At 72.2% G+C, this 17,489-nt stretch carries 11 protein-coding genes; all 11 read right to left on the bottom strand.

Translation table 11 applies throughout. The features are described from left to right. Position 1 precedes the first annotated feature (1 nt). Positions 2-1,621 carry a glycosyltransferase family 2 protein gene (locus DT019_RS12765; protein WP_114036864.1) on the bottom strand — a complete coding sequence of 540 codons (1,620 nt, stop codon included), beginning with the start codon at positions 1,619-1,621 and terminating at the stop codon, positions 2-4. Between the two features lie 208 nt (positions 1,622-1,829). Beyond that, complete coding sequence (gene obgE / locus DT019_RS12760) at positions 1,830-3,269, bottom strand: GTPase ObgE (RefSeq protein WP_114036863.1); 1,440 nt, start codon at positions 3,267-3,269, stop codon at positions 1,830-1,832. A 144-nt stretch (positions 3,270-3,413) separates the two neighbouring features. Then, positions 3,414-3,668 carry a 50S ribosomal protein L27 gene (gene rpmA, locus DT019_RS12755; protein WP_114036862.1) on the bottom strand — a complete coding sequence of 85 codons (255 nt, stop codon included), beginning with the start codon at positions 3,666-3,668 and terminating at the stop codon, positions 3,414-3,416. Between the two features lie 14 nt (positions 3,669-3,682). After that, on the bottom strand, positions 3,683-4,003 hold the full coding sequence (gene rplU, locus DT019_RS12750) for a 50S ribosomal protein L21 (RefSeq protein ID WP_114036861.1): 321 nt from the start codon (positions 4,001-4,003) through the stop codon (positions 3,683-3,685). A 350-nt stretch (positions 4,004-4,353) separates the two neighbouring features. Continuing rightward, positions 4,354-8,343: a ribonuclease E/G gene (locus DT019_RS12745; RefSeq protein WP_114036860.1), complete on the bottom strand. Its 3,990-nt coding sequence runs from the start codon at positions 8,341-8,343 to the stop codon at positions 4,354-4,356. A gap of 236 nt (positions 8,344-8,579) precedes the next feature. Next, positions 8,580-9,359, bottom strand: coding sequence for a TIGR03936 family radical SAM-associated protein (locus DT019_RS12740; protein WP_114036859.1), 780 nt, complete (start codon positions 9,357-9,359; stop codon positions 8,580-8,582). Positions 9,360-9,693: 334 nt separating this feature from the next. Next, the gene (locus DT019_RS40870; RefSeq protein ID WP_317617755.1) at positions 9,694-10,182 is read right to left on the bottom strand and encodes a hypothetical protein; all 489 of its coding nucleotides are present in this window, start codon (positions 10,180-10,182) and stop codon (positions 9,694-9,696) included. A gap of 243 nt (positions 10,183-10,425) precedes the next feature. Then, positions 10,426-12,351 carry a TIGR03960 family B12-binding radical SAM protein gene (locus DT019_RS12730; RefSeq protein ID WP_114036858.1) on the bottom strand — a complete coding sequence of 642 codons (1,926 nt, stop codon included), beginning with the start codon at positions 12,349-12,351 and terminating at the stop codon, positions 10,426-10,428. Positions 12,352-12,423: 72 nt separating this feature from the next. After that, positions 12,424-13,974, bottom strand: coding sequence for a CYTH and CHAD domain-containing protein (locus tag DT019_RS12725; RefSeq protein ID WP_114036857.1), 1,551 nt, complete (start codon positions 13,972-13,974; stop codon positions 12,424-12,426). An 83-nt stretch (positions 13,975-14,057) separates the two neighbouring features. Then, the gene (gene rodA, locus DT019_RS12720) at positions 14,058-15,251 is read right to left on the bottom strand and encodes a rod shape-determining protein RodA (RefSeq protein ID WP_114036856.1); all 1,194 of its coding nucleotides are present in this window, start codon (positions 15,249-15,251) and stop codon (positions 14,058-14,060) included. Positions 15,252-15,255: 4 nt separating this feature from the next. Next, positions 15,256-17,472, bottom strand: coding sequence for a penicillin-binding protein 2 (gene mrdA / locus DT019_RS12715; RefSeq protein ID WP_114036855.1), 2,217 nt, complete (start codon positions 17,470-17,472; stop codon positions 15,256-15,258). Between the last annotated feature and the right edge of the window lie 17 nt (positions 17,473-17,489).

Below are 17,489 nucleotides of genomic sequence, written 5' to 3'. Positions count from 1 at the left end.
TCTACCGGGCTTTCCGGGCCAGCCTGCGCAGCTTGCCGCCGACCACCCCGAGGGCCCCCTGCACTCCTGGCGCGAGCCGCACCGCGAGCGATCCGCTCGACGTCCGGTACGGCTGCACCAGCAGAACACCGTACCGGCTGCCGGGAACCGCCGTGCGCCGCAGCCCGGCCGCCCCGGCCCGCAGCGTGGTGTACGGGCCCGGCGCGCGGCCGGTGTGCACGCGGACCCGCAGGTCCCAGATCTGGGTGCCGCGGCCGCCCGCCGCCGCGAGGCGCGCCAGCGGTACGGGCACCTGCCCGCTCCAGCCGCCCTCGGTGGCGCGCAGCGGCGCGGTGACGGTCAGCGCGCTCTCGCCGCCGTCCCGGGACACGAACTCGACGTCGGCGCCGGACGGGGCACCGTTCGCGGCGAGCCGTCCGTACAGCTCGTGCACGCGGAGCTTGAGGATGCCGCGCCGGGCCGCCAGCAGCGTCGCGTCCACGGCGAGGGGGAGCCGGTCGGCGGGCAGCGCGTCGAGCCCGTCCAGCGGCACGGTCAGGTCGTCCGCCCACACCGGGCCGGACTCCGCGGTGGTGTACGGCGGGGTGAGGCGGGGGTGCTCGGCGGCGAGCTGGGAGAGCCGGTCCAGGTCACGGGGGGTGTCCGAGGCGAGCACCACCTGGGTGAGCCAGCGGGCCGGGGCGGCGGCCGCGGCCACCTCGCCGGGCTCGAACCCGGCGAGGTAGGCACGGGTCAGCCGCCACCAGTCGGCCTGGTACCCGGCGTCGCGCACGCGCAGCTCGCGCAGGTACAGGCACAGGTCGTAGTCCAGGAACTTGGTGCGGCAGGCGGCGGCGAGCGCCTTGCGGTCGGCCGCCCGGAACGCCTCGACGGCCTGGGTGTGGGCGGCGATCCGCGCCTGCCAGTTGCCGACGTCCTTGCGGGCCAGCGAGATGGAGACCTGGGCGGCGGCGCGCCGCACATGCCAGACGTAGACGAGCTCGGGCACGACGGCGACGCGGGGCGCCGCCGCGTACACGCGGGCCGTGAAGACGAAGTCCTCGTAGACGAACTTGCCGTCGGGGAACCGGAGTTGACGCTCATTCAGGAAGTCGCGGCGGTAGAGCTTGTTGACGCAGAGCGTGTCGTGGAGCAGCTTCGGCTCGGCCTCGGGCGACGCGTGCACGGCCGCTTCCCGGTACAGGCCGGGCTGCCAGCGCACGTCGCGGCCGGCGGGCAGCTCGCGGCGCACGGCCCGGCCCACGGTGACCTCGGTGCCGTGCTCCTCGGCAGCGGCCAGGAGGGCGGCGACGGCTCCGGGGGGCAGCACGTCGTCGCTGTCGAGGAACATGACGTACGGGGCGGTGGCGGCGGCGATTCCGTCGTTGCGGGGCGTTCCGCAGCCCCCGCTGTTCTCCGTGCGGCGCACCACGCGGAGCCGGGGTTCGGTGGTGGCCAGCTGGTCCAGGACGGCGGCGGTGCCGTCCTGGGAGCAGTCGTCGACGGCCACGACCTCGGTGACGGCCGGCCCCTGCGCGAGGGCCGACCGCACGGCGTCGGCGACCAGCCCGGCGTCGTTGTAGGCGATGACGACGACACTGACGCCCGCGGGGCCGTCCGGGCTGACACGACTCTGACTCACCCGAGAATCCTACGGGCTCCGCCCCAGACCCCGTATCGCGCCTGAACGGCGCTCGTCCTCAAACTCCCCCAAGGCCTTAAGGGCCAGGGGGGACCCCCATGACGGGCTGAGGATGCCCACGCTGACCAGCACCGACCCTGCCAGGGGCGCGGGGAACTGCGCGAGCAACCCAGCACGGTCCGCAGGCGCCCCGGGGCGGGGCCGGGGGTCAGAAGGGGCCGAACTCCTTGAATTCGCGGTCCGCCTCGTCCCGCTCCGCGTCCCGGTCCCGGCGCCGCTGGGCGGCAGGCCGGGGCGCCTCGAGCCGGTGGTCCTCGCCACGGCGGCCCAGCATCTCGGCGCCCGCCATCATCGTCGGCTCCCAGTCGAAGACGACCGCGTTCTCCTCGGGCCCGATGGCCACGCCGTCGCCGGAGCGCGCACCGGCCTTCATCAGGGCCTCCTCGACGCCGAGGCGGTTGAGGCGGTCCGCGAGGTAGCCGACGGCCTCGTCGTTGTTGAAGTCGGTCTGGCGGATCCAGCGCTCCGGCTTCTCGCCGCGTACCCGGTAGACGTCGTTCGCCTCGTCGAAGGCGACGGTGAAGCCCGCGTCGTCGACGGCCTTCGGGCGGATGACGATGCGGGTCGCCTCCTCCTTGGGCTTGGCGGCACGCGCCTCGGCGACGATCCCGGCCAGCGCGAAGGACAGCTCCTTCAGGCCCGTACGGGCGACGGCGGAGACCTCGAAGACCTGGTAGCCGCGCTCTTCGAGCTCGGGGCGGATCATGTCCGCGAGGTCCTTGCCGTCCGGAATGTCGATCTTGTTGAGGACGACGATGCGGGGCCGGTCGTCGAGGCCGCCGTACTGCTTGAGCTCCTCCTCGATGATGTCGAGGTCGGAGACCGGGTCGCGCTCGGACTCCAGCGTCGCGGTGTCCAGGACGTGCACGAGGACCGAGCAGCGCTCCACGTGCCGCAGGAACTCCAGGCCCAGCCCCTTGCCCTGGCTGGCGCCGGGGATCAGGCCGGGGACGTCGGCGATGGTGTAGACGGTCGAACCGGCCGTCACCACACCGAGGTTGGGGACCAGCGTCGTGAACGGGTAGTCCGCGATCTTCGGCTTGGCCGCCGAGAGGACGGAGATCAGGGAGGACTTTCCGGCGCTCGGGTAGCCCACCAGGGCCACGTCGGCGACGGTCTTGAGCTCCAGGACGATGTCCGTGGCCTCGCCAGGCTCGCCGAGCAGCGCGAAGCCGGGCGCCTTGCGGCGGGCGGAGGCGAGCGCCGCGTTGCCGAGGCCGCCGCGGCCGCCCTGGCCCGCGATGTAGGTGGTGCCCTCGCCGACCAGGTCGGCCAGCACGTTGCCCTGCTTGTCGAGCACGACGGTGCCGTCCGGCACGGGCAGGATCAGGTCCTGGCCGTCCTTGCCGGAGCGGTTGTCACCGGCGCCGGGCTGGCCGTTGGTGGCCTTGCGGTGCGGCGAGTGGTGGTATTCGAGAAGCGTGGTCACGGACTGGTCGACGACCAGGGTGACGTCGCCGCCACGGCCGCCGTTGCCGCCGTCCGGGCCGCCGAGCGGCTTGAACTTCTCACGGTGAACGGAGGCGCAGCCGTGGCCTCCGTTACCCGCGGCGACGTGCAGCTCGACGCGGTCCACGAAGGTGGTCATGGGTGTGCCTCCTGGGGGTCCCCCCGACGGGAAGTCGGGAGAGTACGGGAATGTCTATCTAGTAACACGCGAAAGGCGGACCCGCTTCCCGTGGGGGAAGTGAGGTCCGCCTCCGCTGAAACCGCTCTACGGGTGCCTAAGTGATCAGGCAACCGGAACGATGTTCACGACCTTGCGGCCACGGTGGGTGCCGAACTGCACCGCACCGGCCTGCAGCGCGAACAGGGTGTCGTCGCCACCGCGACCGACGCCCGCACCCGGGTGGAAGTGGGTGCCGCGCTGGCGGACCAGGATCTCACCGGCGAGCACGGTCTGACCGCCGAAGCGCTTCACACCGAGCCGCTGAGCGTTGGAGTCGCGACCGTTCCGAGTGGACGATGCGCCCTTCTTGTGTGCCATGTCTCCTCAGTCCCTTACTTCGCAGCCGTGGGGATACCGGTGACCTTGATCGCCGTGTACTGCTGGCGGTGGCCCTGGCGACGGCGGTAACCGGTCTTGTTCTTGTACCGAAGGATGTCGATCTTGGCACCCTTGTGGTGGTCCACGACCTCGGCGGTGACCTTGATACCGGCCAGCACCCACGGGTCGCTGGTCACAGCGTCGCCGTCGACAACGAGCAGGGTCGAGAGCTCGACCGTGTCGCCAACCTTGGCAGTGGAAATCTTGTCAACCTCAACGATGTCGCCGACAGCAACCTTGTGCTGGCGACCACCGCTGCGCACGATGGCGTACACGCGGATCTCTCTCTCGCTCGATACGGAACCCTTGAAGCCAGCCCTCCCGCAGAAAAGCAGGGGGCCTCCCCCGGCGGACCGGGAGGTGAGGTGCTCAGGGGCAGGCGCGTATATAAACACGCCGAGAGTCAAGGCTACGGGGCCGGACGTGGTGGGTCAAACCAGGGTCGTTACCCGTACCGCTCGGCAACGAAACCACCGGTCCCGGCCCGGAAATCCGGGCCCGGGGACCCTGCGTCCGTCGGCCGACCGGAGCCCGCCCCGGTGGTCCGGGGCGGGCTCCGGTCGGCCCATGACGCTCACCGGCCGCCGACCGACAGGCGGGCCCGTCGGCCGTCGACCGGCCGGTCTCAGCTGTCCGTGGACGCCGAGACCGAGGACTGCTGCTTCTCGGCCGCCGCCGTCTTCTTGGCGGTGGCCTTCTTGGCGGTCGTCTTCTTCGCCGCGGTCTTCTTGGCCGCCGTCTTCTTCGTGGCGGCCTTCTTCGCGGTGGCCTTCTTCGCCGTCTTGCGCGCCGCCTTCTTGGCCGGTGCGGCCTCCTCGGCGGACTCGGCGGCCTCGGTCGGCTCGGCGGCCGGGGTGGCGGCCACCACGACGACCGCGGCTTCCTCGGCGCCCGCGGGCGATCCGGCCGGGGCCGTGGCCTTGCGGGTCACCCGGCGGCGGGCCCGCGGCGGGGCGGCGACGGGCGCCTCCTCGACGACGGGCTCGGCCACGGACTCGACGACCGACTCGGCGACGGGGGCGGCCGGTTCGGCAACCTGCTCCTCGGCCTTCGGTGCGGGCTCCGTGACGACCACCACCGGCTCGGCGGCGGACGCCGTCGGCGCGCCCGCCGGGGCGGTCGCCTTGCGGGTGGCGCGGCGGCGGGTGCGCCCGCGCGGCGCGTCGTCCTCGATGAACGAGGCGACGGTCACCGCGGCCGGGGCCTGTGCGGCCTCCGGCTCCTCGACCGGGGCCGGGGCGGCCGGCGCCTCGACGGCGGCCGTACGGGGCGCGCCGGCCGGGGCCGAGGCCTTGCGGGTGGCGCGGCGGCGCGAACGCCCGCGCGCCGCTGCCTCCGCCTCGGCGACGCTGCTGTACAGCTCCTCGTCGGGCACGAACTCGGGCTCGGCGAGCGCGACCGGGGCCGCGATCTCCGCGGCGACCTCGGCCTCGGACTCGACGGCGTCGACGGACTCGACGTCCGCGGCCTCGTGCTCGTGGGTGTGCTGGTCGTGCTCGGCGCCGCCGCGGCCGCGCTTCTTCGCGCGCTTGCCCGCACCGCCGCCGACCGCGGCCGGCTGCTCCATGTGCACGATCACGCCGCGCCCGTTGCAGTGGACGCAGGTCTCGGAGAACGACTCCAGCAGGCCCTGGCCGACCCGCTTGCGGGTCATCTGCACCAGGCCGAGCGAGGTGACCTCGGCCACCTGGTGCTTGGTCCGGTCGCGGCCCAGGCATTCGAGCAGGCGGCGCAGGACGAGGTCGCGGTTGGACTCCAGGACCATGTCGATGAAGTCGATGACGACGATGCCGCCCAGGTCGCGCAGGCGCAGCTGGCGCACGATCTCCTCGGCCGCCTCGAGGTTGTTCCTCGTGACGGTCTCTTCGAGGTTGCCGCCCTGGCCGGTGAACTTGCCGGTGTTGACGTCGACGACGATCATCGCCTCGGTCTTGTCGATCACCAGCGAGCCGCCGGACGGCAGCCAGACCTTGCGGTCCAGGGCCTTGGCGAGCTGCTCGTCGATCCGGTAGGTCGCGAAGACGTCGACCTCGCTGGTCCAGCGCGAGAGCCGCTCGGTCAGGTCCGGCGCCACGTGCGCGACGTAGCCGTGGATGGTCTCCCACGCCTCGTCACCGCTGACGATGACCTTGGAGAAGTCCTCGTTGAAGATGTCGCGGACGACCCGGACGGTCATGTCCGGCTCGCCGTAGAGCAGCGACGGCGAGGACGTCGAGATCTGGTTGGCCTTCTTCTGGATGTCGGCCCACTGCGCCTGGAGGCGCTCGACGTCGCGGCGCAGCTCGTCCTCGCTCGCGCCCTCGGCGGCGGTGCGCACGATGACGCCCGCGTCCTCGGGGACGATCTTCTTGAGGATGGTCTTCAGGCGCGCGCGCTCGGTGTCGGGCAGCTTGCGGCTGATGCCGGTCATCGAGCCCTCGGGCACGTAGACCAGGTAGCGGCCGGGCAGCGAGACCTGGCTGGTCAGGCGGGCGCCCTTGTGGCCGATCGGGTCCTTCGTCACCTGGACGAGCACCGACTGGCCCGACTTGAGGGCGGCCTCGATGCGGCGCGGGCCGTTGCCCATGCCGAGCGACTCGAAGTTGACCTCACCGGCGTACAGGACGGCGTTGCGGCCCTTGCCGATGTCGACGAACGCGGCCTCCATGGACGGCAGTACGTTCTGGACCTTGCCCAGGTAGACGTTGCCGACGTACGAGGTGGCCTGCTCCTTGTTGACGTAGTGCTCGACGAGCACGTTGTCCTCGAGGACGCCGATCTGGGTGCGCTCGCCGCTCTGGCGGACGACCATGACGCGCTCGACGGCCTCGCGGCGGGCCAGGAACTCGGCCTCGGTGATGATCGGGACGCGGCGGCGGCCCTGCTCGCGGCCCTCGCGGCGGCGCTGCTTCTTGGCCTCCAGACGCGTCGAGCCCTTGATGGACTGGACCTCGTCGGAGGAGGAAGAGCCGGACGCGAGGGACTCGGCGCGCTCGCGGGCCGGGCGCGGCTCGCGGACCTTGACGACGGTGCGCTCCGGGTCGTCGGAGCCCTGCTCGCTCTCGGGGCCCGCGTCGCCGGAGCGACGGCGGCGCCGGCGGCGGCGTCGGCTGCTGCTGGTACCGGCCGCGGACGGGGTGCCGTCGGCGTCCTCGTCCTCGTGCTCCTCGTCCTCTTCCGCTTCCGCGGCTTCCTCGGTCTGCTCGGCCGGCTCGTACGCCTGCTCCTCGGCGGCGTCCTCGGACTCGGCGCTCTCGCCACGGCGGCGGCGACGGCCACCGCGGCGACGGCGGCGCGAGGGGCGGTCGTCGTCGGTGTCCTCGGTCTCCGCTTCGGCCTCGGCCTCGGCGGGCTCCTCGACGTGCTCGTCGACCGGCTCCTCGGCGGGCTTGCCCAGGACCGGCTCGGCGGGCTCGCCACGGCGGCGGCGACGGCGCGAGCGGCCCTGGGGCTCGGCGGCGGGTTCGGCCGCCTCGTGGACGGTCTCCTCGGCCTCGGCGGGCTCCGGCTCCTCGACGCGGGCGGCAGCGGCGGCGGCCGCGGCCGTCTCCGGGGTCTGGAACATCGGCTCGGTGAAGACCGGCGCCTGGAACACGGCCACGGCGGGACGCGTGGCCCGGCGGCGGGACCGTCCGGTGGCGGGCTCCTCGGCCGGGGTCTCGGCCTTCGGCTCCGGCTCGACCGGGGTGAACTGCGGAGTGGACACGGCCCGCGCTGCGCGGCGGCGGGTACGGCCGCCACGGGGTGCCTCGTCCTCGGCCGCGGGGGTCTCGGCGGCGGGCTCCTCGGCGGTGGGGGCGGTCGCCTGACGGGTGGCACGGCGGCGGGTACGGCCGCGCGGCGCCTCGTCGGCCACGACCGGGGCGGGCTCGACGGCGGCGAGCTCGTCGGTCTCCTCGGTGACCTCAGTGTCCTCGGCGGCCTCGGGCTCTTCGTCCTCGACGACCTCGGCGACGGCCGGGGCCGCGACGGTGGTCTGCGGTGCGGTCGCCTTACGGGTCGCACGGCGACGGGTACGCGGGGCGGCGGCCTCGGCGGCCTCCTCGACCACCTCGGCCTCGGCGACGACCGGAGCCGCGACGGCCTCCACGATCTCCTCCGCGACCTGCGGCGCACCAGCCGGAGCCGTCGCCTTGCGCGTCGCACGGCGACGAGTACGCGGAGCAGGCGCCTCGGCGGCCTCCTCGACCACCTCGGCCTCGACGGCGACCGGAGCCGCGACGGCCTCCACGATCTCCTCCGCGACCTGCGGCGCACCAGCCGGAGCCGTCGCCTTGCGGGTGGCGCGGCGGCGGGTACGCGGGGCGGGCGCCTCGGCGGCCTCTTCTGCCGGGGCGGGTGCCTCGGCGGGTGCCTCGGCGGTCTGCGGCGTACCGGCGGGGGCCGTCGCCTTGCGGGTGGCGCGGCGGCGGGTGCGCGGCGCCGGAGCGGCGTCGGTCTCCTCGGCCGCGGCGACCGGCGTGGCCGGCTCGGCGGGCTGCGCGGCCTGTGCCGCGGGCTCCGCGGTCTGGGCGCCCACCGGCGGGCCCGCGGGCCGCGACGCCGCGCGGCGCCTGCGGCGCGGCGGCAGCGTGTCGCTGGGGCTGTTCTGTTCGTTGTTGTCCCCGGCGGTGCCGGGTTCGTTCTGCTCAAGCATGCGGGCGTAGCTCCCGTCACGCTCCCGGGCGCCGCGCCTGTTCCGGTCCGGCGGCACGACCGCGTGATGTGCGCGGGTGCCGCCGTCCGGGGCGCGGGCGCCGCACGGGAGCTGTTATGTCTGGCTCGCCGGTTCCCTGCGCTCTGTACGCACGGCCTGGCGAAAGTCTTTTAGGTCAGTGCGCGGCCCGACCCAGGTGGCTCCCGAGTGCCAGGGCTGCGCTACAACGACCGCCCTTACGCGGCGGGACCTTCCGGCGCCGTCGCTGAGACGGTCCCGGCGGCTGTTTGTGGAGCGGCCGGGGCTGCCTCGCGGTCGGGCGCGAGCGGGTCGGTCACCGTGCCGGACTCCTCGTCGAAGAGCCCCTGCGCCAGCCTGGTCACCGCTGCGGGGACCGGCGGCGCCAGGTCGGCCACAGCTCGGAGACCGGACAGGACGTCGTCGGGTCGTACGGCAGGTGTCAGGTGCCGCACTACCAGCCGCAGTATCGCACAGGCGTCGCCGAGAGGCCTATCAGCCTGTGGAGGAAGCGCCTGGAGCTCGGCGACCGCGCCCCGGGTGTCGAAGGTGCGCATGCCGTTCTTGGTCTTGCGCTGGACCTCGACGGTCTCGGCGGCCAGGAACGCGGCGACGGCCTTCTCGGCCGCCTCGACGGTGACGCCGTCGAGGCGCAGCTCCCATACGGACGCGGTCAGCCGGTCGGCGAGGCCCGAGGTGCGGACCTCGACGGCGTCGACGATGTCGAGCCCGGTGGGCAGCGACTCGTCGAGCAGGGCGCGCAGTTTCTCGGGGTCGCGCTGCGCGGTGAGGGCGATCTCCAGGTATTCGGCCTCGGAGCCGACGCCGGTGGGCGCGGCGTTCGCGTACGACACCTTGGGGTGCGGGGTGAAGCCCGCCGAGTACGCCATGGGTACCTCGGCGCGGCGCAGGGCCCGCTCGAAGGCACGCTGGAAGTCGCGGTGGCTGGTGAACCGGAGGCGGCCGCGCTTGGTGTAGCGCAGTCGGATGCGCTGCACCGCAGGTGCGGGCGGCGGGCCTTCGGGCTGTCGCTTGCCCAGTGGTTCTTCTCCTCGGTGCGGGGCGGGCGCGGTGTGCGCCGCCCACCGTCCTGTGGGGGTCCCTCCGGTCACGGCCCGTCCGCCACCCGGCTCATCCCTCCGTCTTGCGAAGGGAGATCTCGGGGGCGGGCACCGCGCCGGAGGCAGTAGTTGTACTACCCAGAGTACGCGCCCGGTGCTCGCCCCGTTCCCGGGGCGGCCCGCCGACCAGCGCCCGCCAGGCGTCGCGCCCGGCCGACCGCACAGTCTCGCGGGCCGTGGCGAGGGCCTCGCGCGCGACCCGGGCCGCAGGTCACAGCACCGCGTCCCGCACCCAGTGCCCCACGGGAGCGAGCAGGGTCGCGTACGCCCAGCGCAGGGGCCGCCCGGCGAGGTTCCAGACGAGCCACTTGAGGCCCCGGCCGACCGCGCGGGAGACGAAGCCGCCGATCCGCCAGGCGTGTCCGAGCGCGGCGCCGATCTCACGCAGGACGACGAGGGCCGCCCGCCCGAGCGGCGCGAGCACCGTGCGGTGCAGCCATACCGCCGGGACCACGAGCAGCAGCACCGCGAGCGGCGCCAGCAGGTGCCGGTACAACCAGACGGCGGGCACCACGAGGCCGTACCGCAGCACCGGCGCGGCGACGTACCGCCACAGCGTGACCCAGGGCCACACGAACACGGCCCACAACAGCCACCCGACCCCGCGCCCCATCGGCGTGAGCACCACCCGGTACACCCAGGAGATTGCGTGGCCGAGCGGCGTCAGCACCAGGCCGTACAACCACCCGAACGGGACCACGACCAACACCCGCCCCACAGGCACCACGACCCCCCGCCACAGCGCCTCCACCCCGCTAACGAGAAGGTCCCAGACCACCCGCACAGGCAGGACAAGAACAACCACCACGACCCGCACGGGCAGCCGAACGGCAACGGTCAGACAGCCTTCGCGGCCCTCGGCACCGGGCGAATTCTCCATGCGCCCAGAGACGCACGAAAGCCCCCCGCCCGTTGCGGCAGGGGGCCTGGTGTGACGGGGTGGTTACTTGACGACCGTCAGGGGGAGCAGTTTCTTGCCGGTCGGGCCGATCTGGATGCTCGTGTCCATCTGCGGGCAGACGCCGCAGTCGAAGCACGGGGTCCAGCGGCAGTCCTCGACCTCGGTCTCGTCGAGCGAGTCCTGCCAGTCCTCCCAGAGCCAGTCCTTGTCGAGGCCGGAGTCGAGGTGGTCCCAGGGGAGGACCTCCTCGTAGGTGCGCTCGCGGGTGGTGTACCAGTCGACGTCGACGCCGAAGGAGGGCAGCGTCTTGTCGGCGCAGGCCATCCAGCGGTCGTAGCTGAAGTGCTCGCGCCAGCCGTCGAAGCGGCCGCCGTCCTCGTAGACGGCGCGGATGACGGCGCCCACGCGGCGGTCGCCGCGCGAGAGCAGGCCCTCGACGATGCCGGGCTTGCCGTCGTGGTAGCGGAATCCGATGGAGCGGCCGTACTTCTTGTCGCCGCGGATCTTGTCGCGGAGCTTCTCCAGGCGGGCGTCCGTCTCCTCGGCGCTGAGCTGCGGCGCCCACTGGAACGGGGTGTGCGGCTTGGGGACGAAGCCGCCGATGGACACGGTGCAGCGGATGTCGTTCTGGCCGGAGACCTCGCGGCCCTTGGCGATCACGTTGACCGCCATGTCGCCGATCTGGAGGACGTCCTCGTCGGTCTCGGTCGGCAGGCCGCACATGAAGTACAGCTTCACCTGGCGCCAGCCGTTGCCGTACGCGGTCGCGACGGTCCGGATGAGGTCCTCTTCCGAGACCATCTTGTTGATGACCTTGCGCATGCGCTCGGAGCCGCCCTCGGGGGCGAACGTCAGACCCGAGCGGCGGCCGTTGCGGGTCAGCTCGTTGGCGAGGTCGACGTTGAACGCGTCCACGCGGGTCGAGGGCAGCGAGAGGCCGATCTTGTCGTCGGTGTAGCGGTCCGCGAGGCCCTTGGCGATGTCACCGATCTCGGTGTGGTCCGCGGAGGAGAGGGAGAGCAGGCCCACCTCTTCGAAGCCGGTCGCCTTGAGGCCCTTCTCCACCATCTCGCCGATGCCGGTGATGCTTCGCTCCCGCACGGGGCGCGTGATCATGCCGGCCTGGCAGAAGCGGCAGCCGCGGGTGCAGCCGCGGAAGATCTCCACGGACATCCGCTCGTGGACGGTCTCGGCGAGCGGGACCAGGGGCTGCTTGGGGTAGGGCCACTCGTCGAGGTCCATGACGGTGTGCTTGGACACCCGCCACGGCACGCCCGACCGGTTCGGCACGACCCGGGCGATGCGGCCGTCCGGCAGGTACTCCACGTCGTAGAAGCCCGGGACGTAGACCCCGCCCGTCCTCGCGAGGCGGAACAGGACCTCCTCGCGGCCGCCGGGGCGGCCCTCGGCCTTCCACGCCCGGATGATCTCGGTCATGTCGAGGACGGCTTGCTCGCCGTCGCCGATGACCGCGCAGTCGATGAAGTCCGCGATCGGCTCGGGGTTGAAGGCCGCGTGGCCGCCCGCGAGGACGATCGGGTCGTCGATCGTGCGGTCCTTGGACTCCAGCGGGATGCCCGCGAGGTCGAGGGCGGTGAGCATGTTGGTGTAACCGAGCTCGGTGGAGAAGCTGAGCCCGAACACGTCGAAGGCGCGCACCGGGCGGTGCGAGTCCACCGTGAACTGGGGCACCGCGTGCTCGCGCATGAGCTCTTCCATGTCCGGCCACACGCTGTACGTGCGCTCGGCCAGGACGCCCTGCCGCTCGTTCAGTACCTCGTAGAGGATCATGACGCCCTGGTTGGGCAGCCCGACCTCGTACGCGTCCGGGTACATGAGCGCCCAGCGGACGTCACACTCGTCCCAGGCCTTGACGGTGGAGTTGAGCTCACCGCCGACGTACTGGATCGGCTTCTGCACATGCGGGAGCAGCGCTTCGAGCTGTGGGAAGACGGACTCGGCAGACATCTCGACCTTCGTGGGCTGGCAGGGGGCGACTCTCTAGCGTAACGCGAGCCGGGTCGCCCCCTCGCCCGGCGATCATCCGGCCGTCAGGCGCCTGCGCAGTTTCGGCGCGCTCGCGCGGGCCCAGACGCCGGGCAGTTCGCTCTCCCGCCGTGCCGCGGTGGCCTCCTCCTGGCCGTACAGGAGCCCCCAGGTGAACGCGGACTCGCCGGCCGCGTGGGCCTGGATGGCCAGGAGCCGCAGGGCGTCGCGGGCGACCACGCTGTCCTGGTGGTCGCCGAGCACGTTCTGTACGGCCTTCATGCGCTTGGCGAACCTGGTGGCGGGCCTGCCGAGCGCGGGGGCGGCGGCCTCGGCGGCGTACCGGGCGCGCTTGGCGGCCTTGCGGGCCTCGTGCAGGGCGAGGTCGCGCTGGTGGCCGGGGGCCAGGTCGAGCGCGGTGCGGACCCGGCCCGCGAGCCGGTCGTAGTCCTTGAGCACGGCCTTGGGCAGGACATCGGCGACCGGCTCATCGGCCGCGGGGAGCAGCGGCGGGGCCGCGAGCAGCGCGTCGAGGGCGCCGAGCAGGGCGAGGTAGCGCTTGCCGTCGAGCACGGCGACGGCGCGGCGCCGGGAGCCGGCGCGGCGGGCCACCGCCCAGATGCGGAGCCGGCCGCGCACCGGCCCGAGGAGCAGGGTGCGGGGCATGGCGGCGATGCGGTCCCGCAGGCGTTGGGTGAGCACTTCCTGGTCGCGGTCGACGCCGAGCTCGGCCGCGAGCCATTTGAGCTCGTCGCCGAGGGGGTCGGTGGCATCCCGGTCGAGGACCTTGCCGTACGACTTGAAGGCGCTGCGCAGGCGCCGGGTGGCGACCCTCATCTGGTGGACGGAGTCGGGCAGTTCGCGGCGGACGGCGGGGTCGAGGGCCACGAGCGCGTCGCGCTGGGCCCGCAGGTAGCCGAGGACGTGGGCGCCCGCGGTGCCTTCGGCGGGCCCGGTGCTGGGTGTCTTGGCGGTCTCGGCGGCCGGGTGCGGGGCCGTCTCGCGCAGGGCCCTGGCGACCTTGGACGAGCTCGTCGAGGGCCGGATGCCCGCCTTGCGCAGCCGTTTCTCCACACTGTCCAGGATGCTCTCGTCGTCGACGCCGTCGGCGAGTTCGACCTCGATCTCGGTCCAGGCGGCCGTCGAGGAGCCGTCGCGCAGCCCCTCGGCGCGGACGGTGTCGATGCTGAGCTCGGCGAGCAGGGTGCGGTCGTCGGCGAGCAGATGGCGTACGGCGCGTGTGGACAGCAGGCGCACGACGGGAAGGAGTTCACCGTCGCGGACGCGGGAGCGCAGCAGCGCCGACAGCGAGGCCGGGAGGCGGTCGGAGAGCGGGGCCCGGACCTCGTCGCGGACGCCCGCGCCGACCGGGAACTTCAGGTGCCAGCCGGCGTCGGCGCCGCCCGTTCTGCGGCGCAGGGTGAGCGAGTCGGCGTCAAGGCGCAGGTCGGGGGTGTCGTAGTAGACGGCGTCGAGGTCGACGACGCCCTGGTCGACGACGTCGGCGACGCCGGGGATCCGGGTCAGGTCGGGAAGCGGGGCCCGGTCCCCGTCGGACGGTGTGCACTCGAATTTCCGCTCGATCTCGCGCTTCGTGTCCGCCATGACCAGAATCTAGACGCGATCGGCGGTCGGCGGCAGGGCTCCGGACCGGCCATCCTGTCGGGGCCGGTCCGGGACGCCGCCCGCTAGGCCGTTATCGGCCGCTGCACGCGGATCGACTGGAGCAGCCCTATGGCGACCCACACCGCGAACATGGACGAGCCTCCGTAGGAGACGAAGGGCAGCGGGATGCCCGCCACCGGCATGATGCCGAGCGTCATGCCGATGTTCTCGAAGGACTGGAAGGCGAACCAGGCGATGATGCCGGCCGCCACGATGGTGCCGTACAGCTCCGTGGTCTCGCGGGCGATGCGGCAGGCGCGCCACAGGACGACGCCGATCAGCACGATGATCAGGCCCGCGCCGACGAAGCCGAGTTCCTCTCCGGCGACCGTGAAGACGAAGTCCGTCTGCTGTTCGGGAACGAACTGCCCGGTGGTCTGCGAGCCCTTGAAGAGCCCGGTGCCGGTCAGCCCGCCCGAGCCGATCGCGATCCTCGCCTGGCTGGTGTTGTAGCCGACGCCGGCCGGGTCGAGGTTGGGGTTGGCGAACGCGGCGAAGCGGTTGATCTGGTACTTGTCCAGTATCCCGAGCGCGGCGACCAGGACCGACCCGACCACCCCGGCGCCGAGCAGCCCGAAGACCCAGCGGTTGGAGGCCCCGGAGGCCAGCAGCACGCCGAGGATGAGCACCACGATGACCATGGTCGAGCCGAGGTCGGGCATCAGCATGATGCAGCCGATGGGGATCAGCGCGAGGCCGAGGGCCTTCATCACCGTGCGGTGGTCGGGGTGCGGTTGGTCGCCCGCGTCCACCCGGGCCGCGAGCAGCATCGCCATGCACAGGATGATCGCGATCTTGGCGAACTCGGAGGGCTGGAGGGAGAACCCGCCGCCGAGCACGATCCAGGAGTGCGCGCCGTTGACGGTGGCGCCGAGCGGCGAGAGCACCGCGAGCAGCAGCAGGATGGACAGCCCGTACAGGATGGGCACGGCGCCGCGCAGGGTGCGGTGGCCCAGCCAGATGGTGCCGATCATCAGGCAGAGTCCGATGCCGGCGTTCATGATGTGCCGGATCAGGAAGAAGTACGGGTCGCCCTGGTTGATGCTGGTGCGGTTGCGGGTCGCGGACCACACCAGGAGCGAGCCGATCAGGCAGAGCGCGAGGGCCGCGAGCAGCAGCGGCCAGTCGAGTCTGCGCAGCACCGAGTCGCGTGCCGTCAGTCTAGCGAAGGCGCCGCGCTCCTTGGGGGCGTAGCGCTGGACGGAGAAGCCTGCCATGGCGCTAGTCCCTTCGTGGGTTGCGGTTGTCGACGTTGGTCGCCGGGCTGCTGTTCGGCTGCGGCTGGCCGTCGGGCTGCTTGGGGTCCTTGCCCTTGGTCTTGCCGGCGTCCGGGTCGTAGGCGGTGACCGTGGGGGCGTCGATGGAGCCGTCGGCCTGGATCTTGGGCAGGGACTGCTCGGGCTGCGGCAGCAGGGCGCGCTTGAGGTCCTGCTTCCCGGAGTCGTCGATGCCGTACATCGCCTCGTAGATCTTGCGCACGGCCTCACCGGAGGCGCCGGAACCCGTACCGGCCTGGGCGATGGTCATGACGACCGTGTAGTCCTTGGAGTACGTGGCGAGCCACGAGGTGGTCTGCTTGCCGTAGACCTCGGCGGTGCCGGTCTTGGCGTGCAGTTCGATCTTGTCCTGCGGCCAGCCCTGGAACTTCCAGGCGGCGGTACCGCCGGTGACGACGCCCGCGAGGGCCTTGTTCATGCCGTCGAGGGTGGCCTGGGTGATCGGCAGCTTGCCGTTGACCTTCGGCTGGATCTCCTGGACGTTCTTGCCGTCGGCGCTGACGATCGCCTTGCCGATGGTCGGGGTGTGCATGGTGCCGCCGTTGGCGAGCGCTCCGTAGATCATGGCCTCCTGGATCGGGGTGACGAGGGTGTCGCCCTGGCCGATGGAGTAGTTGATCGAGTCGCCCTCGCGCATCTTGTTGCCTTCGAGGCAGTTCTCGTACGAGATCTTCTCGACGTAACTGCCGTCCTTCTTGCCGGTCTTGCACCAGCCGTCCTTGTTGGCCGCCCAGTAGTTCTCCTTCCACTGGCGGTCCGGGACGCGGCCGGTGACCTCGTTGGGCAGGTCCACGCCGGTGGGCTTGCCGAGGCCGAACTGGTGGGCCGCCTTGTAGAAGTAGTCCTTGGGCTGGCCCTTCTTCGGGTTGATCCCGCCGTCCCTCTTCCACTCGTTGTCGGCGAGCCCGTAGAAGACGGTGTCGCAGGAGACCTCCAGGGCGCGGCCGAGCGAGATGGGGCCGAAGTTCTCCCCCTCGAAGTTCTTGAAGACCTGGCCGCCCACGGAGTACGAGCTGGTGCAGGGGTAGCCGCCGTCCCACTTGTAGCCGGCCTCGACCGCGGCGGCCGTGGAGACCACCTTGAACGTCGAGCCGGGCGCGGCCTGACCCTGTATGGCGCGGTTCAGCAGCGGGTAGTCGCTGTCCTTGCCGGTGAGCGCCTGGTAGTCCTTGCCGGAGATGCCGCCGACCCAGACGTTCGGGTCGTAGGTGGGGGCGGAGGCCATGGCCACGATGCGGCCGGTCTTGGCCTCCATCACGACGACGGCGCCGGAGTCCGCCTTGTAGTTCTCGTTGGTGATCTTGTCGAACTGCTTGCGGGCCTCGACCATCGCGTTGTTCAGCTCGTACTCGGCGACGGCCTGCACGCGTGCGTCTATCGACGTGACGACGTTGGAGCCGGGCTGCGCCTTGTCGCTCTGGGCCTGCCCGATGACCCGCCCGAGGTTGTCCACCTCGTACCGGGTGATGCCCGCCTTGCCGCGCAGCTGCTTGTCGTACGTGCGCTCCAGGCCGGAGCGGCCGACCTGGTCGGAGCGCAGATAGGGCGAGTCGCTGTTCTTCGCCTTGGTGATCTCGTCGTCGGTGACGGGCGAGAGGTAGCCGAGCACCTGGGCGGTGTTGGCCTTGCCGGGCGCGGGGTAGCGGCGTACGGCGGTGGGGTCGGCGGTGATGCCGGGGAAGTCCTCGGAGCGTTCGCGGATCTGGAGGGCCTGCTGGGTGGTGGCCTTGTCGGTGACCGGGATCGGCTGGTACGGGGAGCCGTTCCAGCAGGGCTTGGGGGTCTTGGCGTCGCAGAGCCTGACCTTGTCCATGACGTCCTGCGGCTTCATGCCGAGCACGGCGGCGAGCCGGGTCAGGACGGCCTTGCCCCGGTCGGGCATCTTCGACAGGTCGGTGCGCGAGGCGGAGACCACCAGGCGCGTCTCGTTGTCGGCGAGCGGCACGCCGCGGGCGTCGAGGATCGAGCCGCGCACGGCGGGCTGGACGACCTGCTGGACGTGGTTGTTCTTGGCCTCGTCCTCGTACTCCTGGCCGTTGCGGATCTGGAGGTACCACAGGCGTCCGCCCAGCGTCAGCAGGAGCGAGAAGACCAGGACCTGGATGATGATGAGCCGGATCTGCACCCGGGGGGTGCGGCCGGTCTCAGGGATGTTGCTCATGCCGTGACGACCCCCTG

Source organism: Streptomyces sp. SDr-06 (genome assembly GCF_003324565.1).
In the GTDB taxonomy this organism is placed as follows: domain Bacteria; phylum Actinomycetota; class Actinomycetes; order Streptomycetales; family Streptomycetaceae; genus Streptomyces.
Note: the sequence above shows the minus strand (reverse complement) of the source record. Positions and strands in the feature narration are given on the sequence as shown.